The organism is Gillisia lutea, assembly GCF_021568705.1.
Taxonomy (GTDB): domain Bacteria; phylum Bacteroidota; class Bacteroidia; order Flavobacteriales; family Flavobacteriaceae; genus Gillisia; species Gillisia lutea.
Genome location: NZ_JAKGTH010000008.1, coordinates 199,239 through 214,871 on the forward strand (window position 1 = coordinate 199,239; position 15,633 = coordinate 214,871).

Below are 15,633 nucleotides of genomic sequence, written 5' to 3' on the forward strand. Positions count from 1 at the left end.
TCAAAAAGCAAGCCATTCTTGACAAAAATAGCACTTATAGCATTGCGGACAAACTCACATCACATTCTTTTTTCGATAGTTTTTATGCTTTTGGCATCAACAATTGCAATGGCTCAGGAAAGAAAACCCCAAGGCGAGGTAAACATTGAAGCTGAAAAGGACAGTATTGTGTCCAATGTTGCCGATTCCCTAACTCCTGCTAACAGACTCGTAGTTCAAGACACCATAAAGACCGATACTTTGAAAACCAAATCATCTCTTTTAAGCGATGTGGTAACTTATGAAGCGGAAGATTACATGCGCCTAAGCCGTAAGGAAAACCGGATGTATCTCTACGATCAGGCTCAGGTTACCTATGAGGATATGGTAATTACCGCCGGACTTATTGTAATGGACAACGAGAAAAATGAAATTTATGCCTACGGAATACCCGATTCCACAGGAGCCTATTCTCAGAAACCTATTTTTACCCAAGCCGAAAATACCGTGAGACCAGATTCTATTCGCTTTAATTTTGACACTAAAAAAGCTTTGGTATATAATTCACGAACTGAACAAGGTGCATTCAAGGTTCGAGGAGAGGTAACAAAAAGAGAAAATGATTCGGTGTATTTCATGAAGAATGTGCGTTTTACAACTTCTGAAAATGAATTGGATCCCGATTATTTTTTCTATGCCAGAAGAATAAAATTCGTTCCTAATAAAAAGATCGTTACCGGTTTGGTGAATATGTACATCGCAGATGTCCCTACTCCCTTAGGTTTGCCTTTCGGATATTTCCCGCTAACCGACGAGCAAACATCTGGATTCATAATTCCGTCATTTGGGCAAACTAATGCTCGGGGGTACTTTCTGCAAAACGGGGGATATTATTTTGCCATAAGTGATTATGTTGATTTGTTAGCCTTAGGTGATTATTATACCAATGGTAGCTACGGACTTAGACTGGAATCCAGCTATGCCGTGCGGTATAAATTTAGAGGAAACTTAAGTTTTCGCTACGAGAACTTATTTGATAGTGAGCCCGGTTTTCCCGATTTCTCTAAACGGTCGGTTTACAACCTTAGATGGTCACATTCTCAAGATGGAAAAGCCAACCCAAGCTCTCGGTTTTCAGCCTCTGTTAACTTAGGTAGTAGTAATTATTATCAGGAATCTATCAACCAAACTAATTCGGCAAACTTCCTGAACAATACGTTGAGTTCTTCTGTTTCTTATTCAAAGACATTTCAAGGCGATCCGCAAGTAAATTTAAGTATTGCTGCTACCCATTCCCAAAATACTCGAACCCAGCAAATTAATATGACCTTACCAACGGTACAGGCAAGTATTGGAAGGATTTATCCATTAGCACCTAAATTGGGAGCTAAAAAAGGATTGATTGAGAACATCAATTTACAATACAATTTTAGAGGAGAGAACAGGATAAATACTACCGATTCATTATTTTTTACTTCTCAAATGTTTAGAGATGCTAACTTTGGTGCTCAACATACCATTCCTTTATCTACTAATTTTAAGATCTTTAAATACCTAAGTGCAAGTACCAGTGCCAACTATCAAGAAAATTGGGTATTTAAAACATTCGACAGATCATATGATCCTATTACCAAAAAAGAAGTCGTAGATACCATTAAAGGTTTTGATTCATATAGAACCTATAATTTCAATGCAAGTTTAGGAACCACGGTTTATGGAATGGTAAATTTTGGAAAAGACAAGAAAATACAAGCTATTCGCCATGTTATGCGTCCATCTATAAGTTATAGCTACAACCCTGCTTTCGATCAGTATTATGATCAATATGAAGTCGTGAATGATCTGGACCCAAGCTTAAATCGCATAGTAGATTACACCCGTTTTCAAGGATCGCTCTTCGGCGCACCGGGGAGACTATTCTCTAGTTCGCTTGGATTATCCATCAGTAATACCTTAGAAGCAAAAGTAAGAGATAGGGATAGTACTGCGGTAGAACCTAAAAAAATTACGCTTCTTAATAACTTCAGTATGAGTACTGCTTATAATTTAGCAGCTAAGGAGGGAGATTTTAGATTATCTCCAATTTCCTTGCGCGGTAGTGTTCCTGTAATTCAAAATAAATTAGATGTCAATCTTTCTGCTAATCTGGATATCTATGCCCTAGACAATAACAATCAAAAGATTAATAAACTAAACATTAACAATGGAGGAAGCCTGTTCAGGTTTACTGCCGCGAATGTTAGTTTTGGATATTCCTTTTCCAATAAAGATTTTGAAAAAGGTGGCGACGAGGAAGATAAAGATAAGATGGATGACGAAACCTTTAGAAATGGAGGTAGGCCTGATGATCTCTTTGGAAAAGCTCCTAATTTGGATGGTAGTTTATACGAAGATGAAGATGCTTTCGAGAAAAATAAAGATGAAAAGAAAGATAATGAGTGGTACAACTACAGTATTCCTTGGGATGTAAGAGTAGCTTATACTATGACGTATAATAACTCTGCCAGACAAAATGAAATTTCCTCTCATTCTATCATGTTTTCAGGAGATGTCGAACTCTCTCCAAAATGGATCGTAGGAGCATCCTCAGGATTTGATTTGAAAAAGCAAGGTTTCACTTATACTCAGTTAAGGTTTCAACGTGATTTGGATAGCTGGAGAATGAGCTTTAACTGGATACCATTTAGTGACAGAAGCTCTTGGAATTTCTTTATTGGAATTAAATCTTCTGTATTAAGTGATATTAAATACGACAAAAGAAAGGAACCGGACAGAAGGTTATAAAATGACCATGATTTAAAATAATTAATCAATATTTTAATACGCCTTAAAACTATAAATTATGAAAAAAATCATCCATACACGAAACGCTCCTGCGCCAATTGGTCCATATAATCAAGCAATATTAGCAGGAAACACTTTATATATTTCCGGGCAAATTCCGTTAGACCCTAAAACTGGAGAATTACTGAAAGGCTCTATAAAGGAAGAAACTGAATTGGTAATGGAAAATTTGAAAGCCATCTTAGAAGAAGCTAAGCTGACTTTTGAAAATGTTGTGAAGACGTCTATCTTTATTAGCGATATGGAAAATTTTGCTCAAATAAATGAAGTGTACGCTCAGTATTTTGATTCTGAAACTGCACCGGCAAGAGAAACTGTAGAAGTAGCTAACTTACCGAAATACGTAAATGTAGAGATAAGTGCTATCGCAATTAAATAGCCTTTATAAGCAACTCGGCAGTAGCAGGATTGGTAGCCATAGGTACATTGTGCACATCACATAAACGCATTAGCATAAAAATATCAGGTTCGTGCGGATGCTTATCTAAAGGATCTCTAAAAAAAATAACCATATCTATCAGTCCTTCGGCTACCCGGGAGGCTATTTGCGCATCTCCTCCTAAAGGACCCGAAAGTAATTTTTTAACCTCAAACCCGGCTGCTTCGGCTTTAGAACCAGTTGTTCCCGTCGCCACTAAATTGATCTCCTTGGCATGTAAAGCTTCCTGATTGGCATTTAAGAATTGTACCATCTCGGCTTTTTTTCCGTTGTGTGCTATTATTGCTATATTCATAATTAAGTAGATAAAATATCAGAAATTCTTAAAAGATCTTTGTTGATCTCGTGTTTGGATTGTAGTGCTTCATCCAAAGTGCAGGTTTCTACTTTGTTATTCACAAATCCTACCATAAGATCCTGCTTACCATCAAGAAGCAACTCTACCGCTCTCACACAAAGCCTACTTGCCAACACTCTATCAAAACAGGAAGGACTTCCCCCCCGCTGAATATGACCTAATACGGTAACTTTTGCATCATAATCGGGTAAATTCTTTTTAACGTATTCTGCAAGCTCAAATACGTTCTTCCCAATTTTATCTCCTTCAGAAACCACAACAATACTGGATGTTTTACCCGATCGTCTACTGCGTTCTAATGAATCTAATAAACGTTCCAACCCCAGATCTTCCTCTGGGATCAGGATTTCTTCTGCTCCTGCTCCTATTCCACTATTTAACGCTATAAAACCTGCATCTCGCCCCATTACTTCCACAAAGAATAATCGGTTATGAGAACTGGCCGTATCACGAATCTTATCTATTGCATCTACCACAGTGTTTAAGGCAGTATCATATCCAATTGTATAATTGGTACCTGAAATATCATTATCTATAGTTCCCGGCACTCCAATAATAGGGATATTATGCTCTGCACTCAATGCTTTACCTCCTCTAAAAGTTCCATCCCCTCCAATAAGTACCATGGCATCCACCTGAGCCTCTTTTAGAACATCGGCTGCTTTCTGCCTCCCTTCCTTCGTCATAAATTCTTTTGAACGGGCAGATTTTAAAATAGTTCCACCGCGAGTAATGATATTACGTACACTTCTGGCATTTAATTCCTCATAATCTCCTTCTATCATCCCTTGATAGCCTCTATAGAAACCAATACACTCAATGTTATAATACGCACAAGATCGTGCAACTGCCCTAATAGCAGCATTCATTCCTGGAGAATCTCCCCCTGATGTCATAACTCCTATTCTACGTATATTTTTTGCCATATTTTTTTCTTTGAAAGATAAATGTAAGAAGTTACATTTAAATATAAAATGAGTCTTAGTTTCTCAAACTAATTTTAATTAAACCCCGGTACATTATTGCTCAGGAAATACAATGTATTCAGGAGCTAAAGATTTAGCCGATTCCTCTTCCTCTTTTTCAGCTTCAGATTTTACAACTTCTTTATTCAATATTTTTCTAATAAGCTCTTTGAAAGTATCAAAATCTACAGAGTAAGAAAGTCCAACCCCCTGAGTGAAACCTATCTCCTCCCCTATAAACTGTATATTATTTTCTCTATTAAATACCTTTGCACGTAATGATCCATCTTCATTTAACAGGAATTCAATTTCTACATCTCCCACTACAACCGATTCGGTAACACCTCCAACGGGAATCCCTACCTGTCCATTAATTAATACGCGATTACTGATTTGTGTTGATAAGGTTAAACCAAATCTATCTACAGTTTGCTGATCGGGTGTTCTGTCTCCCTGCACATAGTTCACTCCCACCTGGAATTTTTGATCGTCACCCGAAAATATATCATTTACCAAGCTGGAAGCTCTTTCCACAAGATTTCCGGTAATAGCATTCTGCCCAATAGCAAATTCGCTATAAAAGGAACCTTGAGTTACAAGGAATAAGGCCTGAAGTTCTCTACTGGCCCTATCATTCATTCTATATTCAAGCTCTGATCGCACACTGGAACTCACATTTGGAAATTCAACATTAAAAGTAATGTCTGGTTGAGCAATTTGACCTTGTAATAAGATAACCACTTCTACCGGGATCTTACGGTTCACCGATGGGTTTTCCAGCAGAACCGCGGGATTGGCATCTACCTCGTATATCGCACTTACATCCAGTTCGGCCTGAGTTGGATTTCCATCCCAGTTAATACTGCTTCCAGAGCGCACCTGAAATACTTTTTGAACCAATCCGGCATATTTGAAGTTGTAAACCCCTTGGTAAACCACAAAATCTCCCCACATATTGAATTTACCCTTCGTATTAATTTCAATAAGCAGGTTACCTGCTCCTTTCCCTCTCAAAGTACTTCCGCTGGTTTGATCTACTACCACTTCCACTTCTGCATCGTTCGTGATATCGAGGTCGAAATTGAGCTCTAAACCTTTAATTTCAGGCAATACGATGGCTTCCCCAGCGAGACGCGCTGCTTTCTCCTCAGGACTTAGAAAGTGGATATAGGAATTATCTCCAATAGATTCGGTATCACTTAAAGGAATTTTAAAGATGGTTCCTTTTTCGGTACTAGCATTCACATCGATCACCAATTCATCTGTAGGTCCCTTAATGCTTGCAAATCCGTCTATAAAAGCAGTCCCGTAGTACAAGGCGTCCACTTCAGCTTCGGTATCCAAAACCACTAATCTATCACTTGAAACATCCAGATCTAAAAACCATTCTTTAAAATTCTTATGAGAAATAGTACCATCTAACACCCCAGTGGTTTTATACTTGGTGTCTACAATATCGATATCTTTGAAGTTGAATTTCTGCTCGGTAAGATCAACTTCAGCATTATCTTTAAAATCAAAATCTATATTGAGATATGGAATCCTTAGACCTGCCTTTTCTAATTCTAGTTTCCCTGCGATATCAGGATTTTTATAGCTGCCTGTAACTTTTGCGTCCCCCGATGCGAACCCTCGAATGTTGTCTATTGCTTCCCCGCCTAAAGGGCTAAAGGCCGCCATATTAAACTGCCGGAGTGCTACGTACATATCGATAGTAGGATTTTCCCCATCGGTATTGATCCCTCCTTTTGCATTTAAAGATTCGAAGCCGTCATTTCTAAGGGTAGCATCAATATTATAGTACGTAAGATCTCCATTTCCGTCTACCTTAATATCCAGTTTACCTAAGATATTATCGTTAATGGTAAGCCCATCTATTGTAAGTCCCGTATTGGGATAATAAGTACCTTTCTCTTGTAATAAATGAAGTTTTCCATTTAGAGTCCCGGCAAGATCCAAACTATCAATTTCGGGGGTGATCTTTCCAATATCTACATTTTCAAATTCAACCCTGAAATTTTTATAGGTAGTATCTTTCAATTTCCCGCTTAAACGTATCATTTCGTTTTCATGACTCAGCACCAAAGAATCTACATCAATCTCACTAAAATTATTGCTGAAGATAACCCGGTTGTTCTTATTTCCTTCTTCATTTAAAAACCAGAGATTATCCTTAAACTTTACATCAGAACGCTGAATACCAACAACCGATTTATTTTGAGCGTTGATGGTATGATATAAGTTAAGGTTGAAAACATCTGAATTATTCTTACCTCCCTGAAATTCAGAGCGTATAAATAACGTATCGCGCAAGGTTACATTAATAAGGCTAAATTCGGAAAAGTTAAAATACTTAGTAGCCACACTATCGGCTTCCACGAAAGTGTTATAAATAGGGTTTGTATTATCAACCTGTATATTGATATCCTTCATCATATTCCCAAAAGCTTCAATTTTAGGAGATTTGAAGGTTAATCTAAATTCAGATTCATCCGATTCTACCCGCCCGCGAATGAAAGTATTTGGTGCAAGGGTAATTTCAGGGTAAAAAACTTCAACAATCTTATTATAGATGTCGAAATCAAATTCCATGTACTGATTATTTGTAATGGTATTTGGGCGGTAGTTAGTATAAATACTTCCTATAGAATTTTCTATTAAAGAGCCAACTTCTGATACTTTAAAAGTTCCTGAAACCTTCCCATTTATAACATCGGGAGAAGTTACCGCAATGGTTCTTATTCCTTCTGTATCAAAACTGGAGGTAACATTAAGATCATCAAAATAATAAAGATCATTTTGATTTTGGTAGGAAGTGTTCATTAACAGAATATTTCCATATACATTATCTATGTTATTCCCTTGCATATTCATGATAATATCTCCCTTAAAAACGGAGATGGTATCCCGGGTAATAAAATTAAGTTTATGAAGATCGGCGTAGGTAACAGATGCTTCAAAATCGTAGAGATCTACTTTTTGAGACAAGTCTACCAGCCCGTTAAATTCTAATTTAAAATTAGGATCGTTAGAGATAAAGTTCCCGTTGTAAATAGAATTCTTTAAAGTCCCGAGAATTCTGATATCAGAATAGGTGTATTTATTAAAATTTAGTCGGGAAATCCTACCTCTTACTTTGGTATCAAGACTTTCAGGAGTGAAGCCTTTCCCGTCTATATTAAGGTTTAAGCTTGTTTTCCCCAAGTCTTTATTATCCAACAATTTGCCTATGTTAAAATTATCGAAAACTAAATTCCCTTTATAGGTAGTGGAGAGTTTATCTCCCAAATCTCCCATTATCACATCTGCCTTCGCACTACCCAATTGAGTGTTAATAAACACATTGGCATCTAAAGTATTTCTTGTAACAACTGTGGTTCCTTGAAGTTTAAGACTTCCAAATTCTTGAAGCGTTATGGGTAGGATCTCTTTAAGATCGGTTGGAAGTAAATTTATAAGGTCGTAATAATTTGTGGTTAAATTATCAAAATCTCCAGAAAGCTTAAAGCTATTCGCCTCATTAGAGAATGCATTCACAATGTTCACTTTTCCATATACACTACTTCTATCCATTCCATCAAGCCGAAGATTTTCCAGGTAAAAATTATTTAAGGTCCCTTTAAAATGGGTTGCTATGTTGATTTTTTGATTTCTCCCGAAGGGCTGGTAAAAACACTTTAGATCGTTACTGGAAATACTGGACTCGTTGAATTGAGCTTCCACCTTAACTTTATTTAAAAAATCGGAAAAATCTTCTAACTCGTAGTTAAAGCTTATATCTCCATTTAAGGTAGAATTGGAAGTTTTAAGCGCAAATTCCTTCAATAACATTTGCGATGGAGAATAAGAAAAATCTGTACTTAAATTATCTATTGTTAAACCTCTCCCTTCATTGGCTTGTAAGGTATTTATATTTACCGTAAACCTATCGTCGACAACCTTTAATTGCTCGGCTTTCAGTGTTAGATTATCAAGAATAACAATTTCAGGGTAGGTATTGTTTTCATCAATAAAGCTATAATACCCATCCTGGATTAAGATATCCGATACCACAAGTTCAAAAGGTTTTGTCTCTCCTGTAGGTTCTGTTTTCAGCTTTTCAAGCAATACGCTCAAATTATCAGAATCTTCACCTTTGTAGCGTCTCATTTTAAGTGTGAAACCTTTGGCCGTAGTATTTCCTATTCTGGGATTTCCAGCAACCAGATTGCTTATTCCAAGTATGGAGGTCCTTAATTCCTCAATATTCAATAAAGTGTCCTGATGATGATCTTCTACATAGACTTCGTTCAGTTTTACTTTTCCGAAATATGAAAGACTCACTCTCCCTACAGATACGTTTACATCTGAATTCATTTGAATGGAATTTGTTAATCTTTTTGCCACCGAAGTCTGTACGGCAGGGATGGAAAATAAAATCAATAAAAACACAAAAAACAAAAGCAGTGCAACAACTGTTCTAATTAGTATTTTCCAGAATTTTTTGATATGCTTTTATGTTTTAACTTTGTAAACAATATTAACAATTTATATGCCCCACTTTTCTTAATGGCTTCCCAAAATATATACATTTTAGCAATTGAATCTTCCTGTGATGATACAGCAGCAGCCGTATTACAAAACGATACATTATTATCCAATATTGTAGCAACACAAGAGGTCCATAAAAAATATGGAGGCGTGGTTCCCGAGCTTGCTTCCCGAGCCCATCAGCAAAATATAGTTCCGGTTATTCACCAGGCTATAGCTGAAGCAAATATCGACAAAAAAGACTTATCTGCAATTGCATTTACCAAAGGACCCGGATTAATGGGGTCTTTACTTGTAGGAACCTCTTTTGCAAAGTCATTAGCAATGGGATTAGACATCCCTTTAATTGAGGTTAATCACATGCAGGCTCATATATTAGCGCATTTTATAGATGAAGAGAATTTCGATAAACCGGAATTTCCTTTTCTTGCATTAACCATTAGTGGTGGACATACACAAATTGTAAAGGTTACGGGGCATTTTGAAATGGAAGTTATAGGTCAAACCATTGATGATGCTGTAGGTGAAGCTTTTGATAAAAGTGCAAAAATATTAGGATTACCGTATCCGGGCGGCCCTTTAATCGACAAGTATGCCAAGCTAGGAAATTCCAAAGCCTTTAAATTCACCAAGCCTAAAGTTGGCGGATTAGATTTCAGCTTCAGCGGATTGAAAACTGCAGTTCTTTATTTCATTCAAAAGGAAGTAAAAGAAAATCCGGAGTTTATAAAGGAAAACCTGGAAGATATCTGTGCTTCCATTCAGTATACCATTGTAGGAATTTTAATAGATAAGTTAAAAAAGGCTGTAGCTCAAACCGGAATTACTCAAATAGCAATAGGCGGAGGTGTCTCGGCTAATAGTGGTATTCGAGAAGCCCTTAAAGCAGGTGAGAATAAATTTGGCTGGAAAACCTATGTTCCCAAATTTGAGTATACTACCGATAATGCAGCGATGATAGGAATTGTTGGGTATTATAAATACTTGAACAAAGATTTTTCAGATTTTTCAGTAACCGCACAAGCACGTTATTCTCTATAATTATGCAATTATTTTTCCACCCAAACATCGATGAAGCCGATAATCAAATTGTTTTTCCTTCAGAAGAAAGCAAACATATTGTAAAAGTACTTCGTAAAAAAGAGGGGGATCTGCTTAACGTAACTAATGGAAAAGGATTGCTTTTTAGAACAGAACTTATTTTAATTGGAGCAAAACAATGTGTTGCAAAAGTACTTGAAGTTCAAAAAGAGCAAACTAAAAGCTATTATTTGCACATGGTTGTGGCCCCTACAAAGATGAACGACAGGTATGAATGGTTCTTAGAAAAAGCTACAGAAATAGGAGTTCAGGAAATTACCCCCATTATTTGTGACCATAGCGAGCGCAAAATTGTAAAAACCAATAGGTTCGAACGCGTTCTACAAAGCGCCATGAAACAATCGCTTCATTTAAGTCTGCCAAAATTGAATGAACCCATTAAGGCTGAAGATTTTTTAACTACTGAAATTGACGGAGATAAATTTATTGCCCATTGTGAGGAAGGAAAAGAGAAGAAATCCTTAAAAAGCCTCCTTAAACCCGGCAATAAAACAACCATTCTTATTGGACCCGAAGGAGATTTCTCTTTAGAAGAAATTAAACTTGCTCTTAAAAATAACTGGAAACCTGTTAGTTTGGGAGAAAGCAGGTTGCGTACAGAAACTGCAGCAATTGTTGCTTGCCACACTGCGGCCATTATGAATGAAGATTAATTAAAAAATTGAATTATGACACTTCGATTTACAGTTTTTCTCTGTTTCCTGTTTAGTTTTAGTGCTATACATGCCCAGGAAATTGCACTTCTGAAGTATCAGGGAGGTGGCGATTGGTATTCGAATCCAACTTCACTGCCTAATTTAATTAAATATTGCAACCAGAATATTCATACTAACATAAAAGAGCAACCTGTAACCGTAACTCCTGATAACGAAGATCTTTTTCAATATCCATTTATACATATGACGGGGCATGGAAATGTTTTTTTAAGCGATTTGGAAGCAGAGAACCTAAGGAAGTATTTGTTAAGTGGTGGTTTTCTCCATATAGATGATAACTACGGGATGAATAATTATATACGAAAGGAAATTAAAAAAATCTTTCCCTATAAGGAATTAGAAGAAATTCCGGCTTCCCATCCCATTTTTAGTGCTGCTTTTGCCTTTCCAAATGGTTTGCCAAAAATACATGAACACGACGGTTTAGCCCCACAGGCTTTTGGAATATTTGATAAAGATAGACTCATCCTTATTTTTACTTTTGAAAGTGATCTGGGCGATGGTTGGGAAGACCCTGCTGTGCATAATGATATACCAGAAGTTCGCACAAAAGCATTACAAATGGGAGCGAACATAATTAAATACGCATTTGAACATTGAGCAAACAACTAACTCACGAAGAACATACCCTGACCTCAAAGAAATTCCCATTAATTATCCTGACCGATAATTTAATGGGCGATGCCAATATTGGAAGTTTGTTCCGTCTAGCCGATGCCTTTAATATAGAAAAGATAATTTTCACGGGGACCCCAATAAACATACAGAGTAATCGATTAAAAAGAACTGCTCGCGGTACTTATCAAGTTGTAAATTTTGAACATCATGAAGAAGCTTCAGAGATCATACTTCAGCTAAAGCAAAAGGAGTATAAGATATATGGATTAGAGATCACTTCCCATAGCATTCCGCTAGGTGATGCAGCCTTTCAGAATGAAGATAAGATCGTTTTAATTCTTGGAAATGAAAAATTTGGAATAAGCGAGGACGTTTTAAACTTAACCGATACCCAAATCCATATTCCTATGTTTGGAAAGAACAGCAGCATGAACGTTTCACAGGCAGCGGGAATCGCACTTTATGAAATCACAAAAACTTTACCTTCCTTTGAAGAGAAATAATATCTTTACCACGTGAACGCAAAGACATTTTCTTACGGAATTTTACGAGCTATTGGAATAATAGTGGCAATTATCCTCCTACTCTTCTTTTTATATCAAATACAATCGGTATTGGTATATATCGCTGTGGCAGGGGTGATCTCGCTTATTGGGAGGCCCGTGGTTATATTTTTAAGATCCCGCTTTCATATTCCCAATCAAATTGCAGTAGTAATGGTACTTCTTTTAGTGCTATGTGTGTTTATAGGGATTATACTGGTTTTTGTACCCATCGTTATTGAGCAAAGTCATCATCTTGGCCAAATAGATATTGAAGCTTTCAAAAGTGATATCAACGAAATGAACTCTCAAATAAATGATTATCTGGGAGTTAAAGATATCAACATAATGGAAAGCCTGAAGCAAAGTGAGTTCGTTCAAAGTTTTGATATCAACCTCGTTCCTAAATTTTTGAACAGTGTTTTCGGTATTCTTGGGGCTACATTAATTGCCGTTTTTTCCATTATATTCATTTCATTCTTCCTTCTTAAGGATAGTAAGTTAATGCTAAATAGTATTCTGGTTTTTGCCAATAAAGGAGAAGAAGATAAGTTTCAGAGGGTGTTCAATAAGATTAAAATATTGCTGTCAAGATATTTTGTAGGGCTTACTATGCAGGTAACCGTGTTGTTTATTCTATATGTATTATTACTGAGCATCTTTGAAGTAAACAACCCGGTGGCAATAGCCTTTATTTGTGCATTTTTAAATTTGGTTCCTTATTTAGGACCTATTTTCGCAGGAGCTTTAATGGCTCTTTTTGTAATCTCCAGTAATTTAGGAGCCGATTTTCAGGATATTATTGTGCCTAAATTGCTTTTTGTAATGTTAGGTTATGGAATTTCTCAATTAATAGACAATTTTATAAGTCAGCCCCTAATATTTGGTGCCAGCGTCCGCTCCCACCCATTGGAAATTTTCCTGATCATTCTTATTGCCGGTCTTATTTTTGGCGTATTGGGTATGGTGGTAGCTATTCCATTTTATACAGCCCTAAAGGTTATTGCGAAAGAATCTTTAAGTGAATATAAGATCGTAAAAAGGCTTACCCGAGATCTTTAAAATACTACTAGCTTGAATAAAGCCCTTTTAAATAAACAGGTTCAAAAATTCATTTCAGAGAATTTAAATGTAGATCTTTCAGCATTAATTTTGAAAGGGAGTCCATTTCCTGAAGTAAGTATTCAAGAGCTCGCTACTCAAATTTCAGGATTAAAAAGAGCGAAATCGAAACTCCCCACCTGGTTTAAGAATGTAAATATTCTCTATCCTCCAAATTTGAATTTAGAGCAAACTTCCTCCGAGATCACTGCAAACTATAAAGCTTCCTTAGTCGAAGGAGATAAGCTAATAGACCTGACAGGTGGCTTTGGTATAGATTCTTATTTTTTTTCTAAACAGGTGAAAGAAGTCATTCATTGTGAAATGAACCCTGAACTTTCGGCAATTGCAGCATACAACTTTGAAGAATTAGGTGCCACAAATATCACCTGTAAAACCGGGGATAGTATTGAAATTTTAAAAGAAATAGAACCTCCTTTTGATTGGATATATATAGATCCTTCAAGGCGGGATGATTATGGCGGGAAGGTGTTTCTACTTGAGCAATGCACGCCGAATGTTCCTGAACTTCTCTTTCTTTTTTTTAGGAAAGCTACTAATATAATGGTAAAAACCTCTCCATTATTGGATATCAAATCGGGTATCAACGAGCTAAAGTATGTAAATGAAATTCATATTGTTGCAGTTAATCAAGATGTTAAGGAGTTAGTATGGCTACTGAATAAAAAAGCGTCTTCAAAGATAAAAATCAAAACGATCGATTTTCAAAAGAAGGAAACACAGGTGTTTGAAACATATTATAGTCAGCATCAAAGTGATCTTCCTCTTAGTGCACCTCAAAAATATCTATATGAGCCAAATCCGGCTATCATGAAAAGCGGAATGTTTAGAGAATTAGCCATTAAAACCGGTACCTTTAAACTACATCCCAATTCTCATCTATACACCTCAGAAGAAATAAAAGCATTTCCGGGGAGAGCCTTTGTAATTACAGATATTCTGAATTACAATAAGAAAATTTTGAAGAAACGCTTTAAGTTTAAAAAAGCAAATATTACTACTAGAAACTTTCCTCGATCTGTAGCCGAGCTAAGAAAGGAGCTGAAAATAAATGATGGTGGGAGTGATTATCTATTTTTCACCACTAATTTAAACGATCAAAAGATCGTGATTTTAGGCACAAAGGCCTAAGAAGATTAACGATAATCTATAAAAATTTGAGGTTTACGAGCTTCCGTAGGGAATTTCAGTTTTAAAAGTTCATCTTCAGGAACAACAATTATTTCAGGAATTACCCGAAGTTGGGATTTAAAATGATGTTTTAACTCAGTAATTTGGTTATCACTCAAATTCGCAGGGACTTTTACAACAAGTATATCAGTGTTCAAACTATTGGTATGCGCTTCAATTACAAAGTTTGAAATTTCATTAAAGGCATTTAATGTTTCTATAATATGCTGCGGATAAAGGCTTGTCCCTTTATATTTTATCATTTGTTTCTTTCTACCTATAACCGCACTTAAACGAGGCGTGTTTCTTCCGCATTGACAAATTTCCTCGGTATAGCTAACCATATCCCCCGTGGCAAATCTTAGTAACGGCATAGTTTCAACTTGCAAATTCGTAATTACCAATTCCCCTATTTCACCTTCTTTAACAGGTATACCATCATCCTTTAAAACTTCGGTATAAATAAGATCTGTTTGAATATGATTCCCTTTATGGCCTTTACATTCTGTAAAGGCTGTTGCCATTTCTGTAGAAGCGTAGGTTGAGAATAATTCAATTCCCCAGACATCGTTTATTTTTTGCCCCAAAGCATTAAGCTTATGGTCTGCTGTGCGAACTGGTTCACCTATACAAACTGCAGCTTTTACTGAAGAATTTCTAAAATCGATATTATTTGCAAGTGCGTAGTCTGTCAGCTTCAGTAAAAATGAAGGAACAGCTACCAGGTAACTTGGCTTAAATCTTTGAATAGAATCCCATTGCATTTGTGGTAGTCCGCTTCCAGTGCGCACAATCCCTGCGCCAAGCTTTCGCAAGCCAAGAAAATAGGCCATACCCGCCATAAAACGTCTATCCAATGTTGTAGTGATTTGCACAATATCCTCTTTTGTTAGCCCAACCATTTCAAAAGATTGCATCTCATTGCTGGCCAACCGCTGTAAATCGGCTTCATTTAAAGCAAAACTCACCGGACTACCCAAGGTGCCTGAAGTGGTCACATAATCTATAATATCTCTATTTGGCACACAAATAAAGTCGCTATTCCTTTCTTGCAAATCCTCTTTCGTAGTTAGCGGAATGTTTCTGAATTCCTGCAGAGAAGTAATTTTACTTACGTCAATAGACCCTTCCTTAAAAAGCCCTTGATAAAAAGCTGATTTTTTCTGAAGGTACAAAAGTTGTTTTTGTACTTCTAGCCATTGTTTTTGCTTAATCTTGGAAAGGGATTCGGTATATAATGGAGTCATGA

Annotated in this window: 12 protein-coding genes; 8 read left to right on the plus strand and 4 right to left on the minus strand. The window is 36.5% G+C overall.

The annotated features are described in order from the left end of the window. Nucleotides 1-84: 84 nt before the first annotated feature. Together L1I30_RS08065 and L1I30_RS08070 are read left to right on the plus strand one after the other, a co-directional pair. Nucleotides 85-2,763, plus strand: a complete 2,679-nt coding sequence (locus L1I30_RS08065) for a putative LPS assembly protein LptD (protein ID WP_236133769.1) — start codon at nucleotides 85-87, stop codon at nucleotides 2,761-2,763. A gap of 58 nt (nucleotides 2,764-2,821) precedes the next feature. Beyond that, entirely contained in the window at nucleotides 2,822-3,202 is a 381-nt protein-coding gene (locus L1I30_RS08070) for a RidA family protein (RefSeq protein ID WP_236133770.1), read from the plus strand. Here L1I30_RS08070 and L1I30_RS08075 read toward each other — a convergent pair. The 3 genes from L1I30_RS08075 to L1I30_RS08085 form a co-directional block, all read right to left on the minus strand. Next, the gene (locus L1I30_RS08075; protein ID WP_236133771.1) at nucleotides 3,195-3,557 is read right to left on the minus strand and encodes a methylglyoxal synthase; all 363 of its coding nucleotides are present in this window, start codon (nucleotides 3,555-3,557) and stop codon (nucleotides 3,195-3,197) included. The two genes, L1I30_RS08070 and L1I30_RS08075, sit on opposite strands and share 8 nt — an antisense overlap. Nucleotides 3,558-3,559: 2 nt before the next feature. Further along, nucleotides 3,560-4,546 carry a 6-phosphofructokinase gene (gene pfkA / locus L1I30_RS08080; RefSeq protein WP_236133772.1) on the minus strand — a complete coding sequence of 329 codons (987 nt, stop codon included), beginning with the start codon at nucleotides 4,544-4,546 and terminating at the stop codon, nucleotides 3,560-3,562. Nucleotides 4,547-4,639: 93 nt separating this feature from the next. Then, the gene (locus L1I30_RS08085; protein WP_236133773.1) at nucleotides 4,640-8,941 is read right to left on the minus strand and encodes a translocation/assembly module TamB domain-containing protein; all 4,302 of its coding nucleotides are present in this window, start codon (nucleotides 8,939-8,941) and stop codon (nucleotides 4,640-4,642) included. Between the two features lie 192 nt (nucleotides 8,942-9,133). Between L1I30_RS08085 and tsaD the strand changes: the two genes are divergently transcribed. Genes tsaD through L1I30_RS08115 form a run of 6 tightly spaced genes read left to right on the plus strand, consistent with a single transcriptional unit; the run spans nucleotide 9,134 to nucleotide 14,345 of the window. Beyond that, complete coding sequence (gene tsaD, locus L1I30_RS08090) at nucleotides 9,134-10,156, plus strand: tRNA (adenosine(37)-N6)-threonylcarbamoyltransferase complex transferase subunit TsaD (RefSeq protein WP_236134029.1); 1,023 nt, start codon at nucleotides 9,134-9,136, stop codon at nucleotides 10,154-10,156. 2 nt (nucleotides 10,157-10,158) lie between these two features. Next, complete coding sequence (locus L1I30_RS08095) at nucleotides 10,159-10,869, plus strand: 16S rRNA (uracil(1498)-N(3))-methyltransferase (protein WP_236133774.1); 711 nt, start codon at nucleotides 10,159-10,161, stop codon at nucleotides 10,867-10,869. Between the two features lie 15 nt (nucleotides 10,870-10,884). Next, nucleotides 10,885-11,532 (plus strand): DUF4159 domain-containing protein, encoded by a 648-nt coding sequence (locus tag L1I30_RS08100; RefSeq protein ID WP_236133775.1) that lies wholly within the window; start codon nucleotides 10,885-10,887, stop codon nucleotides 11,530-11,532. Further along, complete coding sequence (locus L1I30_RS08105) at nucleotides 11,529-12,053, plus strand: TrmH family RNA methyltransferase (RefSeq protein WP_236133776.1); 525 nt, start codon at nucleotides 11,529-11,531, stop codon at nucleotides 12,051-12,053. Before L1I30_RS08100 ends, L1I30_RS08105 begins: the two co-directional genes overlap by 4 nt. A gap of 12 nt (nucleotides 12,054-12,065) precedes the next feature. After that, a complete protein-coding gene (locus L1I30_RS08110; RefSeq protein WP_236133777.1) occupies nucleotides 12,066-13,154 on the plus strand; it encodes an AI-2E family transporter in 1,089 nt (362 codons plus the stop codon). A 12-nt stretch (nucleotides 13,155-13,166) separates the two neighbouring features. Beyond that, nucleotides 13,167-14,345 carry a class I SAM-dependent methyltransferase gene (locus L1I30_RS08115; RefSeq protein ID WP_236133778.1) on the plus strand — a complete coding sequence of 393 codons (1,179 nt, stop codon included), beginning with the start codon at nucleotides 13,167-13,169 and terminating at the stop codon, nucleotides 14,343-14,345. A 5-nt stretch (nucleotides 14,346-14,350) separates the two neighbouring features. Here L1I30_RS08115 and flxY read toward each other — a convergent pair whose 3' ends face one another. Then, nucleotides 14,351-15,631, minus strand: a complete 1,281-nt coding sequence (flxY, locus tag L1I30_RS08120; protein ID WP_236133779.1) for a flexirubin biosynthesis putative acyl-CoA ligase FlxY — start codon at nucleotides 15,629-15,631, stop codon at nucleotides 14,351-14,353. Nucleotides 15,632-15,633: the final 2 nt, after the last annotated feature.

What these genes read in the sequence shown, in the direction of transcription:
- L1I30_RS08070 (WP_236133770.1), top strand. Translation starts at nt 2,822, where the DNA reads ATGAAAAAAATCATCCATACACGAAACGCTCCTGCGCCAATTGGTCCA.
- flxY (WP_236133779.1), bottom strand. Translation starts at nt 15,631, where the DNA reads ATGACTCCATTATATACCGAATCCCTTTCCAAGATTAAGCAAAAACAA.
- L1I30_RS08085 (WP_236133773.1), bottom strand. Translation starts at nt 8,941, where the DNA reads ATGAATTCAGATGTAAACGTATCTGTAGGGAGAGTGAGTCTTTCATAT.
- pfkA (WP_236133772.1), bottom strand. Translation starts at nt 4,546, where the DNA reads ATGGCAAAAAATATACGTAGAATAGGAGTTATGACATCAGGGGGAGAT.
- L1I30_RS08095 (WP_236133774.1), top strand. Translation starts at nt 10,159, where the DNA reads ATGCAATTATTTTTCCACCCAAACATCGATGAAGCCGATAATCAAATT.
- tsaD (WP_236134029.1), top strand. Translation starts at nt 9,134, where the DNA reads ATGGCTTCCCAAAATATATACATTTTAGCAATTGAATCTTCCTGTGAT.
- L1I30_RS08075 (WP_236133771.1), bottom strand. Translation starts at nt 3,557, where the DNA reads ATGAATATAGCAATAATAGCACACAACGGAAAAAAAGCCGAGATGGTA.
- L1I30_RS08065 (WP_236133769.1), top strand. Translation starts at nt 85, where the DNA reads ATGCTTTTGGCATCAACAATTGCAATGGCTCAGGAAAGAAAACCCCAA.
- L1I30_RS08100 (WP_236133775.1), top strand. Translation starts at nt 10,885, where the DNA reads ATGACACTTCGATTTACAGTTTTTCTCTGTTTCCTGTTTAGTTTTAGT.